Annotated in this window: 32 protein-coding genes; all 32 read right to left on the bottom strand. The window is 28.2% G+C overall.

All coding sequences use genetic code 11. The annotated features are described in order from the left end of the window. Positions 1–147: 147 nt before the first annotated feature. On the bottom strand, positions 148–351 hold the full coding sequence (locus tag Ctaglu_RS22575; RefSeq protein ID WP_125005992.1) for a hypothetical protein: 204 nt from the start codon (positions 349–351) through the stop codon (positions 148–150). A gap of 2 nt (positions 352–353) precedes the next feature. Then, positions 354–743, bottom strand: coding sequence for a hypothetical protein (locus Ctaglu_RS22570; RefSeq protein ID WP_125005990.1), 390 nt, complete (start codon positions 741–743; stop codon positions 354–356). A gap of 56 nt (positions 744–799) precedes the next feature. Further along, positions 800–1345, bottom strand: coding sequence for a 3'-5' exonuclease (locus tag Ctaglu_RS22565; protein ID WP_125005988.1), 546 nt, complete (start codon positions 1343–1345; stop codon positions 800–802). A 30-nt stretch (positions 1346–1375) separates the two neighbouring features. After that, positions 1376–1837, bottom strand: a complete 462-nt coding sequence (locus tag Ctaglu_RS22560; protein ID WP_125005986.1) for a CYTH domain-containing protein — start codon at positions 1835–1837, stop codon at positions 1376–1378. A gap of 13 nt (positions 1838–1850) precedes the next feature. Continuing rightward, on the bottom strand, positions 1851–2198 hold the full coding sequence (locus Ctaglu_RS22555; protein ID WP_125005984.1) for a hypothetical protein: 348 nt from the start codon (positions 2196–2198) through the stop codon (positions 1851–1853). A 14-nt stretch (positions 2199–2212) separates the two neighbouring features. After that, positions 2213–2497 carry a hypothetical protein gene (locus tag Ctaglu_RS22550; protein ID WP_125005982.1) on the bottom strand — a complete coding sequence of 95 codons (285 nt, stop codon included), beginning with the start codon at positions 2495–2497 and terminating at the stop codon, positions 2213–2215. Positions 2498–2536: 39 nt separating this feature from the next. Further along, positions 2537–2695, bottom strand: coding sequence for a hypothetical protein (locus tag Ctaglu_RS25585; protein WP_185732921.1), 159 nt, complete (start codon positions 2693–2695; stop codon positions 2537–2539). 339 nt (positions 2696–3034) lie between these two features. After that, positions 3035–3163, bottom strand: a complete 129-nt coding sequence (locus Ctaglu_RS26340; protein WP_267901315.1) for a hypothetical protein — start codon at positions 3161–3163, stop codon at positions 3035–3037. A 36-nt stretch (positions 3164–3199) separates the two neighbouring features. Then, positions 3200–3379, bottom strand: a complete 180-nt coding sequence (locus tag Ctaglu_RS22545; RefSeq protein WP_125005981.1) for a hypothetical protein — start codon at positions 3377–3379, stop codon at positions 3200–3202. Between the two features lie 42 nt (positions 3380–3421). Beyond that, the gene (locus Ctaglu_RS22540) at positions 3422–3670 is read right to left on the bottom strand and encodes an ankyrin repeat domain-containing protein (protein ID WP_125005979.1); all 249 of its coding nucleotides are present in this window, start codon (positions 3668–3670) and stop codon (positions 3422–3424) included. Between the two features lie 119 nt (positions 3671–3789). After that, entirely contained in the window at positions 3790–4131 is a 342-nt protein-coding gene (locus Ctaglu_RS22535; protein ID WP_125005977.1) for a hypothetical protein, read from the bottom strand. A 319-nt stretch (positions 4132–4450) separates the two neighbouring features. After that, positions 4451–4975, bottom strand: a complete 525-nt coding sequence (locus Ctaglu_RS22530; protein ID WP_125005975.1) for a hypothetical protein — start codon at positions 4973–4975, stop codon at positions 4451–4453. A gap of 29 nt (positions 4976–5004) precedes the next feature. Further along, a complete protein-coding gene (locus tag Ctaglu_RS22525; RefSeq protein WP_125005974.1) occupies positions 5005–5349 on the bottom strand; it encodes a hypothetical protein in 345 nt (114 codons plus the stop codon). Between the two features lie 16 nt (positions 5350–5365). After that, positions 5366–5719: a hypothetical protein gene (locus tag Ctaglu_RS22520; protein WP_125005973.1), complete on the bottom strand. Its 354-nt coding sequence runs from the start codon at positions 5717–5719 to the stop codon at positions 5366–5368. Between the two features lie 32 nt (positions 5720–5751). Then, positions 5752–6204 carry a hypothetical protein gene (locus tag Ctaglu_RS22515; RefSeq protein ID WP_125005972.1) on the bottom strand — a complete coding sequence of 151 codons (453 nt, stop codon included), beginning with the start codon at positions 6202–6204 and terminating at the stop codon, positions 5752–5754. Positions 6205–6232: 28 nt separating this feature from the next. Next, a complete protein-coding gene (locus Ctaglu_RS22510) occupies positions 6233–6478 on the bottom strand; it encodes a hypothetical protein (RefSeq protein WP_125005971.1) in 246 nt (81 codons plus the stop codon). Next, positions 6475–7011 (bottom strand): hypothetical protein, encoded by a 537-nt coding sequence (locus tag Ctaglu_RS22505; protein WP_125005970.1) that lies wholly within the window; start codon positions 7009–7011, stop codon positions 6475–6477. The genes Ctaglu_RS22510 and Ctaglu_RS22505 overlap by 4 nt, the downstream gene beginning before the upstream one ends. Positions 7012–7027: 16 nt before the next feature. Further along, positions 7028–7387: a beta barrel domain-containing protein gene (locus Ctaglu_RS22500; RefSeq protein WP_125005969.1), complete on the bottom strand. Its 360-nt coding sequence runs from the start codon at positions 7385–7387 to the stop codon at positions 7028–7030. A gap of 26 nt (positions 7388–7413) precedes the next feature. After that, positions 7414–7545 carry a hypothetical protein gene (locus Ctaglu_RS26335; protein ID WP_267901314.1) on the bottom strand — a complete coding sequence of 44 codons (132 nt, stop codon included), beginning with the start codon at positions 7543–7545 and terminating at the stop codon, positions 7414–7416. 83 nt (positions 7546–7628) lie between these two features. Continuing rightward, entirely contained in the window at positions 7629–7982 is a 354-nt protein-coding gene (locus Ctaglu_RS22495) for a hypothetical protein (RefSeq protein WP_125005968.1), read from the bottom strand. Continuing rightward, complete coding sequence (locus Ctaglu_RS22490; RefSeq protein WP_125005967.1) at positions 7979–8194, bottom strand: hypothetical protein; 216 nt, start codon at positions 8192–8194, stop codon at positions 7979–7981. Before Ctaglu_RS22490 ends, Ctaglu_RS22495 begins: the two co-directional genes overlap by 4 nt. A gap of 249 nt (positions 8195–8443) precedes the next feature. Beyond that, a complete protein-coding gene (locus Ctaglu_RS22485) occupies positions 8444–9184 on the bottom strand; it encodes a hypothetical protein (RefSeq protein ID WP_125005965.1) in 741 nt (246 codons plus the stop codon). Positions 9185–9304: 120 nt separating this feature from the next. Beyond that, complete coding sequence (locus Ctaglu_RS22480) at positions 9305–9583, bottom strand: hypothetical protein (protein WP_125005963.1); 279 nt, start codon at positions 9581–9583, stop codon at positions 9305–9307. Positions 9584–9596: 13 nt separating this feature from the next. Then, entirely contained in the window at positions 9597–9875 is a 279-nt protein-coding gene (locus tag Ctaglu_RS22475) for a hypothetical protein (RefSeq protein WP_125005961.1), read from the bottom strand. A 1-nt stretch (position 9876) separates the two neighbouring features. Beyond that, on the bottom strand, positions 9877–10443 hold the full coding sequence (locus Ctaglu_RS22470) for a hypothetical protein (RefSeq protein ID WP_125005959.1): 567 nt from the start codon (positions 10441–10443) through the stop codon (positions 9877–9879). 28 nt (positions 10444–10471) lie between these two features. Next, positions 10472–10735 (bottom strand): hypothetical protein, encoded by a 264-nt coding sequence (locus tag Ctaglu_RS22465; protein ID WP_125005957.1) that lies wholly within the window; start codon positions 10733–10735, stop codon positions 10472–10474. A 15-nt stretch (positions 10736–10750) separates the two neighbouring features. Next, positions 10751–11113 (bottom strand): hypothetical protein, encoded by a 363-nt coding sequence (locus Ctaglu_RS22460; protein WP_125005955.1) that lies wholly within the window; start codon positions 11111–11113, stop codon positions 10751–10753. A 27-nt stretch (positions 11114–11140) separates the two neighbouring features. Next, the gene (locus tag Ctaglu_RS22455; RefSeq protein WP_125005953.1) at positions 11141–11410 is read right to left on the bottom strand and encodes a hypothetical protein; all 270 of its coding nucleotides are present in this window, start codon (positions 11408–11410) and stop codon (positions 11141–11143) included. 61 nt (positions 11411–11471) lie between these two features. Next, complete coding sequence (locus tag Ctaglu_RS22450; RefSeq protein WP_125005951.1) at positions 11472–11711, bottom strand: hypothetical protein; 240 nt, start codon at positions 11709–11711, stop codon at positions 11472–11474. Continuing rightward, positions 11704–12411, bottom strand: a complete 708-nt coding sequence (locus Ctaglu_RS22445; protein ID WP_125005949.1) for a hypothetical protein — start codon at positions 12409–12411, stop codon at positions 11704–11706. Before Ctaglu_RS22445 ends, Ctaglu_RS22450 begins: the two co-directional genes overlap by 8 nt. 13 nt (positions 12412–12424) lie before the next feature. Beyond that, positions 12425–13528 (bottom strand): T4 RnlA family RNA ligase, encoded by a 1104-nt coding sequence (locus Ctaglu_RS22440; RefSeq protein WP_125005947.1) that lies wholly within the window; start codon positions 13526–13528, stop codon positions 12425–12427. A 12-nt stretch (positions 13529–13540) separates the two neighbouring features. Continuing rightward, the gene (locus Ctaglu_RS22435; RefSeq protein WP_125005944.1) at positions 13541–14596 is read right to left on the bottom strand and encodes a radical SAM protein; all 1056 of its coding nucleotides are present in this window, start codon (positions 14594–14596) and stop codon (positions 13541–13543) included.

The following is a 14596-nucleotide window of genomic DNA, read 5'->3' as shown; positions in this document are numbered from 1 at the left end:
AGTGGAAACGCGGCATCGTTCTTTAGCTTGTTTCAGAAATTGAGCAACTTTAATGGCTATCATCATTTAAGTATATACTTATGGTGATAGTTTTTATCGGCTCAACATCTGAATCCAAACCTATTCAAAACACGACATTTAAATTATTTATTTAAGGATTTCCCCACACATAGGACAAAATTTTATTCTTTCTCCAATTAGTGAAAATTTAAAATTAGAGTTCCCTATCTCACTATCTTCTAAATACATACAGTTATTTATCTTTACATAATAGTCACCTTTACTATTCCTCATTAATGGTTTTCTTTCATCCCATCTTCCTGTACAATATTTACATTTTTCTTTTTTCATATTTAATCCTCTATCTTGAAATTGTATTTATCCCATCTATTTGTGGGGTAGCATAAATCCATTGGTCTCAACCCATATATCTCCCTAGTAATTGTTTCTATCGTTAAACATATCTCTTTCCCTATAATTTTATTTTCCCCATGTTGTAAACATTGTTCTGCTACTATATTGCATATCATAATATACGTATCAAAATTGAAGCTTAAAATATATTCTTCTATATCCTGTTTTATATATGTTTTTTCTATTCTACCCACTAAATTCTTCACTTCAATAGGATTTCCTTTAAATCTTTCTATGTCATATTTTATCCATGAATTCAGTGAATTTATAATTTGTTTCATTTCACTCTTCAACATTTTTATTTTTGTATTTTTAATTTTATCCTTCATATATGTATGCTCCAATCTTTTTAGATATGGGGAAGAAAATCCTTCCCCTATGTAAATTACTTACCCATTTCGGCTAATATTCTTTCATATAATGATACAGTTATCAAAGCATCATCTACCGCCCTGTGACACACTGTATATTCAATTTTTAAGTAATCAGCAAGTACCATGAGCTTATAGGATAATCCTCTCTCTTTCATGCCTTTAAAGTACACTTTACTCAGTTTTAGAGTATCATATACTGTATTCATTGGTTCTGCATAATCAAGCCTATCACAATTAGCTTTTAAGAATCGCACATCAAATGGAGCATTATGTGCAATCAAATCATAATTTCCTATGAATTTTAAGAATTTAGGTAATACTTCTTCAATGCTTGGACTATTTTCAACCATTTCATTAGTTATACCTGTAAGACCTATTATTTGATTGGAAATTCTAACCCTTGGCTTAACCAATGTACTAAATATATCAATTCTTTTACCATTAACAACTTTTACTGCCCCTATTTCAATTATCTCATTTGAATCCTTACTTAAGCCTGTGGTTTCAAAATCAAATACCACAAATTCTTCACCCTGCGTAATTCCGTTAACTATCATTTTATAATTCCTCCTAATGTATTATTTATTTTACAATCTATGTACTGTGTATTCTTTTGCTAAATTTTTATTTTTATATTCGGCTCTACCTGTTACTTCTAATCCAAACCAAAGTGGTACTTTAAAGCCTCTAGCAGATTCAATATCTTTAAATTCTACTTCTACTGTTTCTTTTAGCCACTCAATATTTTTATATAAATCCAACTCTGCAATAAGACCATCATATAATGGAATAATATATCTATCTTTCTGAATAGGTTTTCCTTGTGATTTTTTTAAAAGGTCAAGATAAGTTTCTTTTTTTATTTCTGTTTCATATTCTTCCCTTTCAAATACACCTTCACCTTTCACAGTTAAATAACATTTGTCATTTCTTGTTCTTAACCGAACTTCGGGTTTAAAGCTTAAATAGTCTTGGGCGATAGGTTCTTTGACATATTTATTAAGATTACTTGGTATTTCTTTTACTAGAAATTTTCTTTCGATTTCCATAATATCTCCTTTTCTATTCCGTATAATTTTCAATATATATTTGTTGTAGTTTATTAATTAATTTTAGTAAATCTCCTTTTTCATAGACTGCATATAACCTACTGTCATCATAAAATCCTTCTCTAGAGGAGCAGTCTAAGTCTATTTCTAATTCTTTTCCATGTTTGACTAAGCTAAAGTCTTCCATACCTTGATGACCCCTAGAATCCTTATGTTGTGGAAAGCCCAATAAATCAGTTTGGACAAAATCAACGCTCATATTTTCTTCATATATATACAAACCGTTTATATCTCCATTTGCATTAGAAAATAAATTCCTGTGTTCTAGTTGCCTTAGTTCTTTCCTATTTAATATTTTCATAATTATTCTCCTTTTTACTCATAGAAATATTTCTTTTCCCAAGGTTTAGTTTTCTTCGGTTCTATGTATTCTTTAAAATCATTAATTAATTCATCAACTAATAATCTACATGGTTCTGCATACCTAACACCTAATAAGCTAAAATTACTTTTAATAATATCAATATCAAGATTGTTTTTATTAATATCCTTTTCTCCAAGCACTATAATTGAATGAGCTTCTAGTACTTCTAGTAATGAACACATATCCCTAATACTCTTTTGATTTCCTCTACCTATAATTAATATTTTTCGGCTCAACTTCGTAGCCTCCTAATTGATTTGTTTTATAATTATTTGTTATTCTAATTTTATCTTCAATTCTTCATCTAAAATGTCAGAATATGCATCAACTAATTTTAAAGCCATCACAATATTTCTAATTTCTTTATGGTTTAATTCCACAGGAGTATTTTCACTAGATTCTATCTTTTTAATAAGTTCTATAAAATAATCCATATTAATCTCCTTCCAAAATCTTAAAAGATTTCTCTATTATGACATTATACATCAACAAAGAGTATCGAATCATTCTCAAGTCATGTTTACTTAGACTGAGGGTGGCTATGTCATCATCATGATTTAGCTTTTTTATTTCATTCTTTATATTATCTATTATTTGTTCCATGCTACCCCCTAAATTATGCTATTAAAGATTGTTCAGTATAATAAACTTTAAATTTGGGCATTTATATTTCTTCCTATTCAATCTCTTTATCTAGCCTTGGATATAAACCAAATATCTATATCCTCTTTTTATATTATAATTGTTTTTTATTGGTTTGTCAAGTTTAATTCCTATGATGTCCCTTTATGTTTTACAAAATTTAATAGTTTTTTCTGAAAAGGTAACAACTTAATTTTAGGTGTACCCATAACCTTAAACATCATGGCTATAGCACGTATACTACATTTGTTATTTTCCATATAATCCTCCTTTTAAGTCATATTCTTAAGTATGACTTACTTAATGTCAAGTATTAAGTTTGGATTGCCACCAATTTTTTCTATTTTCTTCTTTAACTTTATTATCCTCTTTTCTCCAATGTCATAAGAGGTATGTCCACCCATTAATGTTAATTCCCTCTCTTTCTGAATCCTATATACCAACAATAAAACTCTTTCCTCTCTGCTTAAAAACATAACCTACTCCTTTCAATTTTTTTGTATTGCGACACATCTTAGTTAATAATATTTTTTAAAACTTATATAAATACTATAACCACTATACACAGTTACAAAAGGAGAAAATTCCTTAAATTCTCTTTCTTTTTTCCAACCATGCTCAATTAAGTTTTTTATCATTTGGCTATTGCCTTTCTTACAAAATTGTATAAGTGCATAGTCTTTCATATGTCCAGTATATCCTTCACTACCGCTACATATCTTACTATCACACCCTAATTCTTTTAGTTCTTTAATTATCTCTTCCATTTCATTTCCTCCATTTTCATAAGTCGTACTTTTTTCATACTATGACACACTTTAAAATTTCTATTTTATTTGGAATTCAAAGTTACACAAATGACCTTTCCCTTAAAATGAACCTTCTATTAAGTTAATAAAGCCCCTTTAGTGAATATTGGACAATCCGCTAAATCATCTTTATCCATAACTTTATATGAATATCTTAATGTATTTTCTTTATTTGATAAATAATATCCTGTATGTCCTGTAGGCATTTCACATGTTGATATAATTAAATTTTCTTTACTTCTTTTCTTTTTTACCCACTCTCGCCAATATTCAATATCAAACTGTTCTCCACATTTACTACAAATTGCATAATCACCATAATACTTAACTTCTATGGGTAGTGTAGATAATGAACATTCTTTATCCCATTTCCCACAGTGCATACATCTTGCTCTATCTAATTCTTTAAACATTGACATTATTTTATTCCTCCTTTTATTATAATAAACAATTCTTAGTGGGAGATTAAACTATACCTATAACATATATTTAAACTCTTCAATTTGCCCTTCTATTTTGGCCATGTCAATTGCAAATCTTTGTAAATTATAGGATAGATTAACTAGGTCATTAGAATTAAGGTTATCCAAATTTTATCGTTTAACCATATCTACACATTCCCTTTTGTCTTAATTCTAGGTTCTCTTGTCTTTGTCTTATTAAATCTTTAATTCTTTCTTTTGTCATTTTTATCTCCCTGCCTCTCAATAATATCTCTTATATGAACCTTTAAATGTATCATATTAACCCTTTAATTATCTTTTGTGTTTCTGAAAGTCCTATATGGTCTTTAGACGAACCAACATATGATGGATGATTACCATTAGTAAATTCCAATCCCTTTCTTAGAATGTCTTGTGATTCATTATAATTGCTTTCACAACCTACATATAGCATAGGCAAATCTACATTTGATTTATATTCTTTCATCTTATACTTAATTGCAGTATTAAAAGTATATGCCTTTTCCCCATTAACAGTGACAGGTGAATTATAAATTGCATCATACCAAACACTAGAAATCCCCTGTGCATCCCGTTCAATAATAAGTCCTTGGGCTGAAACTAAAAGTACAAATATCTTTAAGTCTGCCATATAAGCTTGTTCTGCTTTTAAAGCTTTTTCATTTGAATATTTAATATAATAGAAAACACTTCCACTCACAATAGAAATTATAAGAAGTAGAATTATGAAAGTTTTACTGGGAGTAAAACCCCTTTTCTTTTCCTTCACCACGTTATTTATGTCTACCTTATCTTCCATCTAAAGTCCCCCCTAATTTTTAATAACTCTTATAAGTCCCAATCAATATGACTATTATCAAGTATAAGTTTTTTATCTGTTGATTCATTTATAGCTTCTAATAAATCACGGTTTATTTTCATAATATTATCCTTGGCTAATAACCAATCTACTTTAAGAATATCTTCTATATACGCATGATATTTTTCATCGACTTGATAATAACCTATCACATGATAGTCTTTATGATACATATTCATTTCTATAACACTTATTTTTTCTTTTGTGATAAATGAAATGTGAGAGACTTTCCCTCCATCTGTCATTGAATGTAATAATATTTTGCTTTTTTTCATAACACCATTTAAATCTTTCTTTTTTAGGTTTGATAACATAATTGAATACCACCTTTCAGATGTTCTTTGTCATATCTTCCATTGCCTCACGCATCCCACATTCAGAACATATATCTGTCTTATTATCCCTTCTACTTAATGAACCCATACCAATGTAATACTTGTTACAAATAGGGCATTTATTAGTATCCTTATCTTCTCCTAATTTAAACAGCGTAACAGGTGTATCTATAATATTACCATTCTTCAATAAATCTAATGCAAATCCTTCTGTATAGTAGTCTGCATTTCGGTCTTTTATATTCATTTCAAGAATTATATCTCTAGTGATTTTAACACTTTCAATAAAGTTTTCCAGTGTTGTTTCTTGCCAGTCATTACCTTCATGTGCTTTCCTTAATATTTTCATTTTCATATACTCCTTTTAAATATATTTTAAAATTACAATTCTTTTTCTTCTTTTATCTCAAAATCATTAATGTAAGGTTGTGATACATTACCTTGCCTAGCTTCTGCAATTAAACCCCACTCTGTATCTTGTACTTCCAACGTTGTATCTGCAACTAAGTCGATATTCAAGCAATCAATATCTTCAAAAACAAGCTTTTTTGCTTCCTCCTTACTGGTAGCTTTTACAGTGAAAGTCATCCTTCCCGCAAAACTAACACTTCCGTAAAATTCTTTTAATGGTTGCTCTGATTTTATTTCTATACATTTATCTAGTATCTCTACATCTATTAATTCTCTTGCACTCTCGTTAGGTCTTAATGTCCTATTATAATTATCTATCATATTTTGAGCATATACTTGAGGGTTAATATCATTATTTATTGTATAACTTTCATCAAACGTATTACCTGTATTTACACTTTTAACCGTTAATTTAATCTTCATCCTTAAGCCCTTCTTCCTTCATACTTTTTCATCCTAACTCCATATCTTCTTTTGTAATATATTGAGAACCACTCATTATTTTATTGTATGCAAAAGGAAATTTTTTACTAAAAAGTTGTTCTATATATTCTGAATCTCCACAAAAGCAAACATTATCACTATATCTTGTATAAAAATCAAGTGCCCCAATCATTATATTTATTTTCTTTTTGTATTTCTCTTCCTTTTTAATCTCATTCTCCAAATATTTAATTCTATTATTTATTATATTCATTTATCACATCTACTTGATTGATTGGTTAATTCCTTAAATAAGATATGTGGAGAAGGAAATTTTTCATATATATATTCTTTTTCTCTATTAAAATCATCTGTAGTCCAATTCCGACATTCAAACATTTTCTTTGTCTTAATAAAGGCATCTTTGAATGGATTATTAATACTTAAGTTTCTTACATTTTCTGATTTTTCATTATAATATACTACTTTAAGTTTTTTATTCTTTATTAAATCAGAGAACATATCAATTCCGTCTAGGTCTTCACAATGATAATTATAAAAAGTTTCATATAAAGTATTATTGTCTTGATTTACTTTCATTAAACATACTACGGATAATACATTTCTATTATCAAAAATTCCAACTCTTGTATCAAAGGTAGGTAATATCCCTAATTTATTGATAAACTGAGTTTCTTCTTTTATTAACAGAATAGTTTCTGCTTTATCATCAATGATTACTCTTTGAAGTCCCATAAGTCCATAATCTACATCTTTAAGATATTCGCCAACATTAATTTTCTCCAACTGAAAAGCCCTCCTTTTAATCTTCCTCAACTATTTTCATTATCCTTTTAACTTTTTCTACAGATAAATCAATTGTACCATAACTTCCAAATGTATTCCTTAATTTTCTTAATGACTCATTGTATTCGATATCATCTAATATTTCTTGTCTTGAAAAGAACAATTGCCAATCGGCATTCCAATTATTTTCTTTTCTTGTATCTTTATGAAATTGTAATTCACTAGTTTTATTTCTTCCATCCCATGCATATATATATTTTGAACCTATTTTTGAAACAATATATCCTTCCCTTATATAATTCATAATAGCATCTTTACCCTTTGCATTACTGTCTATCGGTTTTAAGAATACTTCAATTCCTACTTTTAGCTCCATAAATACCGCCCCTCCTTACTAAAAATCTATTCTTTTATTAACTCACAACATTCGACACTAGCATGACTATCTAAATCACAAACTGCTTTATCTCCTTTCATTAATGTTAAGAAATTTCCATATTCGCCCCAATGTTCAACGGTTAATATATCTCCCACATTAGCTCCACATTCTCAATATTCTTTTATTTCCTTTATAACTTTATATCTGCTACCTTCCATTTATTACACCTCATTTCTATTTAAATAGTTTTAAGCAATTCATCTACGATGTTACACATTTTTACAAGTAAATCTCTTCTGTTATTGATTTCATCTTTAATATCACTTAGCAACAATGATTTTAAATTTTCTTCATTATAATTCGCATCTTCTCTCACATGTATCCATCTATTAATTGAGGTTAACGTTCCGACACATTGGATTTTATCTAATGATTCCTTGCTTATAATACTTGAACAAAACATTCCAAAAGTATCTACTTTTATTTGTTTTGCAGTTTCTTTAATTATCTTTTGTTTGGATATTTTCATATATACCTCTTTATCCCTATAAGAACTACAGTCAACCGATATATATATTTCTATTAAATTCATTGTTTACACCTCACTAAATATTCTTGTTCACTTTCAGTTAATCCTTTTGAAGTGATAAAAAGATACTTCTTATCATCAATGGATTTTCTCGTAACTTTAATACTTTTAGTTCCTACAAAATACCACCCATTTCCTATCATACTTCTTAATTTTTCTTTAGCACAATATTCAGATGTTATTTTCTCAAATTCCATAAGTATAATTATTTTCATATATAACTCTCTCCAATTATTCAAATTATATCATATTTTCTTGTTGTTAAATCTAACATAAGGATAACATATTTTTTTATACATGTAAATGTTTATTTTATAATTATTTTTTATTTTCCTTTCAAAAACCTTACAATCATATTATATATTATGTAATCCAGTTTGTCAAACCTTTTACCTGTACTTTTTTTATATTACGATGAAAAAGTAAGGATGTTAAGAACCCTTACTTCAAACACCTCAACCGTATTATCCTTTATTATTATTTTCTATTATGCTCAGATTAATTTCATAAGTATCTTCTTTTGATAGAGCATCTACAAATTTTAAGGTTCGTTCTAGGATTTGCTCTCCTTTATATTTGCCCGTAAATTTTAATTCTAAGCCACTATTAACCACTGGAATATCTTTAATTGTTAATTCTGCTTTTTCTTTTAATAATTGATTTTCTTCCTCTAAGGTTTTTACCAATTCAGATAAATGTAATATTTGAGAATGTTGGTCGTTAATATTAGCTATTTTAGATATTTTAGCTATCTTTTCTGATTTAGGATTGTATTTTGGAACATTTTTATTAATATCACTATCTTTTAGTCCTCGTTTCTTTCGTTCAACAACTCCATATTTATAGAATGTTTTACTATACATAGTACCTGCACTAGTATTCCAATGATTTTGTAAGTCCTTATTCGTATAATGTCCTTTTACATATTTTAGAATTGTTTTAACTTTCTCAAACTCCATTCCATTTAGTTCTTCAATAGTTGGAACATTTTTTATATCATCATAAAAATTTGTAGTCATTACCTTACCACCCCTCATATATTCTCTTTTTTCTTTACCTATTAAGCTATCTACCGTCGTTTTGACTCTAGCTCCTTTATTACCCGAACCTTTCTTTCCACTATTGTGATATGCACCTCTAGCTATAATCTTCTTATTTCTAACATCATCATAAAATAATTTCTCGAAATAATTATAATCATTCATAACAATCAATTCCTTCTATTTTTATTATACCATAATCAACCATAATTAAACAATAACTATCACCGAATATGATGATAATTATTGTTTGATTAACTTATGTATTTAAATTATTCTAATATTTTACAAATCTATACTTTCAATGACAATCGGAGTTCTTTTACCTATATATGCAGAATTTATATTAAAATCATAATATTCGATTGCTTCTTCCTCAGTCATACCATCTCGTTCTATCATTATTATTATCATTTTATCCTTGTCATAAATAACAACTTGCTCCATGCCACATCTTTCTCCTACTCCGATTATTGCACTATCAAATCCATCATATAATATTAAAGCGGGGTCAATTTCAGCCAAGTATTCTCTTACTTTTATATCTTTACTAAATAATTTCATTCTGCATAACTCCTTAATAGTTGTTTTTCTCAATAAACTTTGTTAAATCTCTTTTACCAAATATATTTTTAGGTACTATTGTCGGGTTACCATTAATCTGAACCTCTAACACTGTAAAATCATGACTCTTATTTTCTTCTATCACTTTGTCTTCTGTTTTATTTAGTAGTATTAATGGTTTTGTATTGCTCTTTTGAGTTAATACCATGTAGCAATCATCAAATGTATTTGTCACCATTGCATATTCCCAATTACCATTTTTTATGTATAAGACTAATTGACCTATTACCATATTAATTAAGCTCCTCTTCTTTCTCATTTCTAGCCTGTACTATCTTATTTACATCTTCAATACTATGACTTGAAACCCATAACCATTCATCATGCAGAGTACCAAAATCCTCATCTGTCTTTTCAAAATCATTTCCATCTAAGACTAAACTAACCACTCCATATTCTTCTTCATTTTCTTCTCTTTCGCTTCCATCATATCCCCAATTTTTTAAAACATTAAATAATCTTTTTCTTAGTCCATCAACTTGAAAAATATATTCTGCTAATAAATGATATTTTTTAGACATGCTCTCATTTTCACATTCTCCAAGAGGAAAAATATTAAATTCATCGTCATAGCCACCTAATAAATCTTGTAAAGAACCATCTTCTTTAATCAAACTATTTAATATATCCTTTGATATGTACCCTGCCCCTAGTAAAAAACAGGCAAAAGGAATTTCTCTTACAATACATTCGTTACTATCAATGAAATCTTCTCCATTTCCGTACTCCCAAAAACGTATTAACTTAAATATAATCTCTACTGAATCTAAATCTTCCCATTTTTCAATTTTTCTCTCCATTTTATCTTTCTCCTTTTATAATTGTTTATTATTGTTGTTTTTGCAATACTTTATTTGCTATAATTCCAAGCATATCTAATTCACTTATATTTGAACACATTTTTATAAAAGCATTTAGTTCAAAATCAATAGTTATCATATTCTCAGTTTTTTCACCCTTCGCATCGTATAGAGGAATGCCTATTTCATTATCATCATTCATACAATAGGCATCTTCTCCCACTTCAACTGTATTTCCATCATACATACTTTCTAATACCTTACAAGTCTTCTGAATAGCATTTAATTGCATAGATAAACTCCTTCTCTATAATATTTTTTTAAATTCTTCTTCTGTGACTAAGAAAAACTTGGCATTTACTCTCCTGTCATAATCTGCCCCAAAGAAAATCATTACTTCTAATTGTTGGTCAGTATTAATTATTTCTTCACTTATAATGCAATCATTAGGCTTAGAAGCTCCATCTAATGTACCTTTAATTTGTTTAGTTTCTTTAGTGTCATTATTTAAAATGTACTCTTTAAATTCTTCCCATGTCTGATTTTGTAACTGGAACATGAAACTGGTGAAATCCCTAGGAGTTCCATCCTCATTTAAAATAGTATTCGTTTGAATTACATAATTTTTCTTACTAATCGTTACTTCCAATTCCTCATTATTAATCTCCATATGTATAATCTCCTTATAATTTTATTATTAGTTTAGTTGTAAAGCCCTATTCATTTCTATGTAATTAAAGTTTAACCATCTGCTAGTTAAATACGCCTCTTCAAGTAATCCATTTTCATTATTGAAAAATAGTGAAGCAAAATCATGTTCCCTATTGTATACCACCTTGAGTTGCTGAATATATCCAACTCCGTCTGCTTCACCAAAATCATCATAATTAACTATATAAATATCCGTTTTCTCTTCCATTGCCTTATCTAAAAAATTTTTTAAACTTTTATTAACATTATCTATCATTTTTTTTGCCCCTTCTCACCTTTTTTAATGTATATTATAACTTGATTGTTATTAAGATATTTTATAATTGTTTCAAACTTTCTTCTAATTCAAATATTTCATTATCTATTATTTGGCCTAAGGCTATTCTCATATGTTTTGTTAATTCAAATTTAAAGCCACAATCACTAGGAGTTCTAAGGGTGATTTCTTTTTCTTCATTCAAGTTCTTCTTTGCAAAATTAAGAGTTCTAATTCTGTCCGTTCCAATCTCATATGTATTTAGGTCATTTTTAATTTTTAAATATTGGTCACTATTCATTAGATATATCATCTCTAATCTCTTTTATTAAATCTTCTAATAATACTACAACTTTAAAATCTTCATAATATATGTTAAGGCTATCTCCCTGTGCTCTATACCATTTATCTAAATATGCTTGAGCTTTTGATAAATCATCACTGTCCATATCTAAACAGGAATTCATGTCTTCATAACCGTCTTCACATTTACTACATATAATCTCAGTTATATCCAAATTAAATACTGGTTCGGGTCTTGTTCCCCATAAAAAATTAGGTAATTCTTCATCTGTTAATTTATCATATTTAATTTGGTCATAAAGTCTACCATAAATTTCATCTGAATCTTGAATAAACTCAATATCCTCAGTTAAAAATTTACCTTCATAATCTGCAAACTTAATCCTTTTAGCAGTATAAAATTTAATTTGTTTTTTCTTTAATTCTTCATCATTTCGTATTGATTGTCTTTTTTCCCGAGCTTCTACACATTGACATAAATCTGTTTTATTTAATTCTCCACAATATTCACATACAAAAACTTTCCCCGTATAACACTCGGAACAAGTGTGTACTAATCCTTGCTCTCCCTTTTGAGTGTAAATCATTTTCAATCCCTTACAATTAGGACAAGTTATTTCTCCCTCTTCTAATTTGATTATTATTTTCTCAGTAATTTTATCAAATAATTCTTGAGTTGACATTTCTTTCTCACACATTTATATTTTCCTCCTATAATATTGTTACTTTATAACCTGCTAATGCAATCTCAGATAAATAATAAACATTATCCTCAACTATTCCGTACACACCCTTTTCATCAATACAATAATCATATAGAGTGAAACAACTATCCCATGTGTTAGATTTTAAACAGGTTAATTTAACTTGCTTATATTCCTTTTGGAAGAGATTTCTTAAAGTTATAATATCCTTCTTTAAATAACTTGTATCTTGCTCTATTAACCAATGATAAAACATATTAGCTCTTGGTAAATTGATATAATCTGTTACATCCCCATATTTACGTGTTGTATCTCTTAATCTTCGCATCTTCTTCCAAAATAAATAGTCCGTTAATTTCACCTTTACCATATATCCTTTAGAATCCTCAATAACAAATCCTTCTATTTTAGCACCTTCATATAAATAATCTTCTTTCATAATTAATTTATACCAATCATAAAACTCTTCCCATGTATTCAGTGTATATGCCAATTTTTTATATTGCATCTTGAAAAATTCTCCTATCATGGTTAAGTTAAAATATGTATATTTTTTATAGTTAGGTTCTCTATATACAATGTCTAGTAATACTATATGTTCCTGCTCATATTCAATTATATGCGGTTGTTTTGTAGGAGATATAACCTCAAATACCATAGATACATTCATATCTTTTAAGAATTTTTTAACACTTACAGTATCCTCCACTGTCTCTCTAAAAATTCTTTCAAAAATCAATGCACACTCTCCCCCAATACTGGCTTTACTTGTGAATACTAATTCATCTGATTGACTATCATATCCTAAAATAGCTAGATAACCGTTATATTTTATATATGCTTCTAATGGGAAAGATAACGTTTCTTTTAAATTATCCATTTTTGTTTCGGGTTTCTCATTGATTGCATACCATTTATTATAACTTCTGCCTACAATCTCACATGTTTCATTGTTTATATATAAGCCCCTTGCGACTTCTACTTCATGAGTCCAATCATGGGAATATCCAACATTTCTTCTAAAAAAATTAAAGCTTGAAATCTTCCCATATTTCTTCTCTAAAATCGAAGGTTCATTTGTTAAAAATTTAAAAAATTCTATATTATTCATTGTAATATCCCCCTATAAAATTCGTCTTTTGGCCATAACTGCCTTATTAAAGCCAATTAAATTTGTGTTACAACCCGTTTCACAGTGACAATCTAAATATGTATAATTACCTTTTAACTCTTTCTTCAAGCCTTTAAAACAATCATTTAAGTGGGTATCTGTAACATTAAATACCTTATTAGGTTTAACCCCATCTCTATACAAATGGCTACAGTTATGACAAACTCCATCACTATCTATGGTCATCTCTGATAATTGTATATAGCAAGGAATTACTTTATTCTCAGCGAAACGGTCTTGTTCATTAATAAAATCATGAGGTTTATATAAAGCTAATTGTTTATATGAATATTCACTTCCTGTTTCCTTAAGATAATCTAATACTTTAGGAATATAGTTTTCAAACATATCTGTTATTTCCTCATTTGTAAAAGCATAATCTAGGTTGCTCCCTTTATAGTTTGAGAAGTAAAGGTTATACACATGGTAATTATCTTCAACAAATTTTACTAACTCCAACATGTGTTTATATGTCTTTCTATTTAATACTGCGGTGATTGATAGCATTTTACCTTTCATTGTTTCAGAATAATATTTCATATTTTCTACTACTTCATCAAAACAATCTTTTCCCATCGTGCGGTTAAATTCTTCCCTAGAACAACAATCAAATGAAGTCTTTAGTTTATCTATATTTTTAGTATCCATTCTCTTATATCCATTTGTATTGCTAGAAACTGTTAAGCCTTTATCTTTTGAATACTTGAATATTTCATTGATATAAGGTACTATGCTTGGTTCTCCACCTGTAAAATGTATGGTATCTCCACCCATTTCAGTATATTCATCAATTATCTTAATAACTGTTTCTTTTTTCATAATCTTACTACAAAATCTCATATTACAATATTCACACGATAAGTTACAAGAGTCAGTCACATGTATAGTAAGACGTTGCAAAGAGGGAAGTCTATTAGCCTCTATACAATCTATACTCTCATTAACCCTTTCTTTAAAGTTGTCCCAATAGTTGTCTAGTAAAATAGTTTCTTTATTATTTGTTATCAT

This window comes from Clostridium tagluense (assembly GCF_003865095.1).
GTDB lineage: Bacteria > Bacillota > Clostridia > Clostridiales > Clostridiaceae > Clostridium_AD > Clostridium_AD tagluense.
Note: the sequence above shows the minus strand (reverse complement) of the source record. Positions and strands in the feature narration are given on the sequence as shown.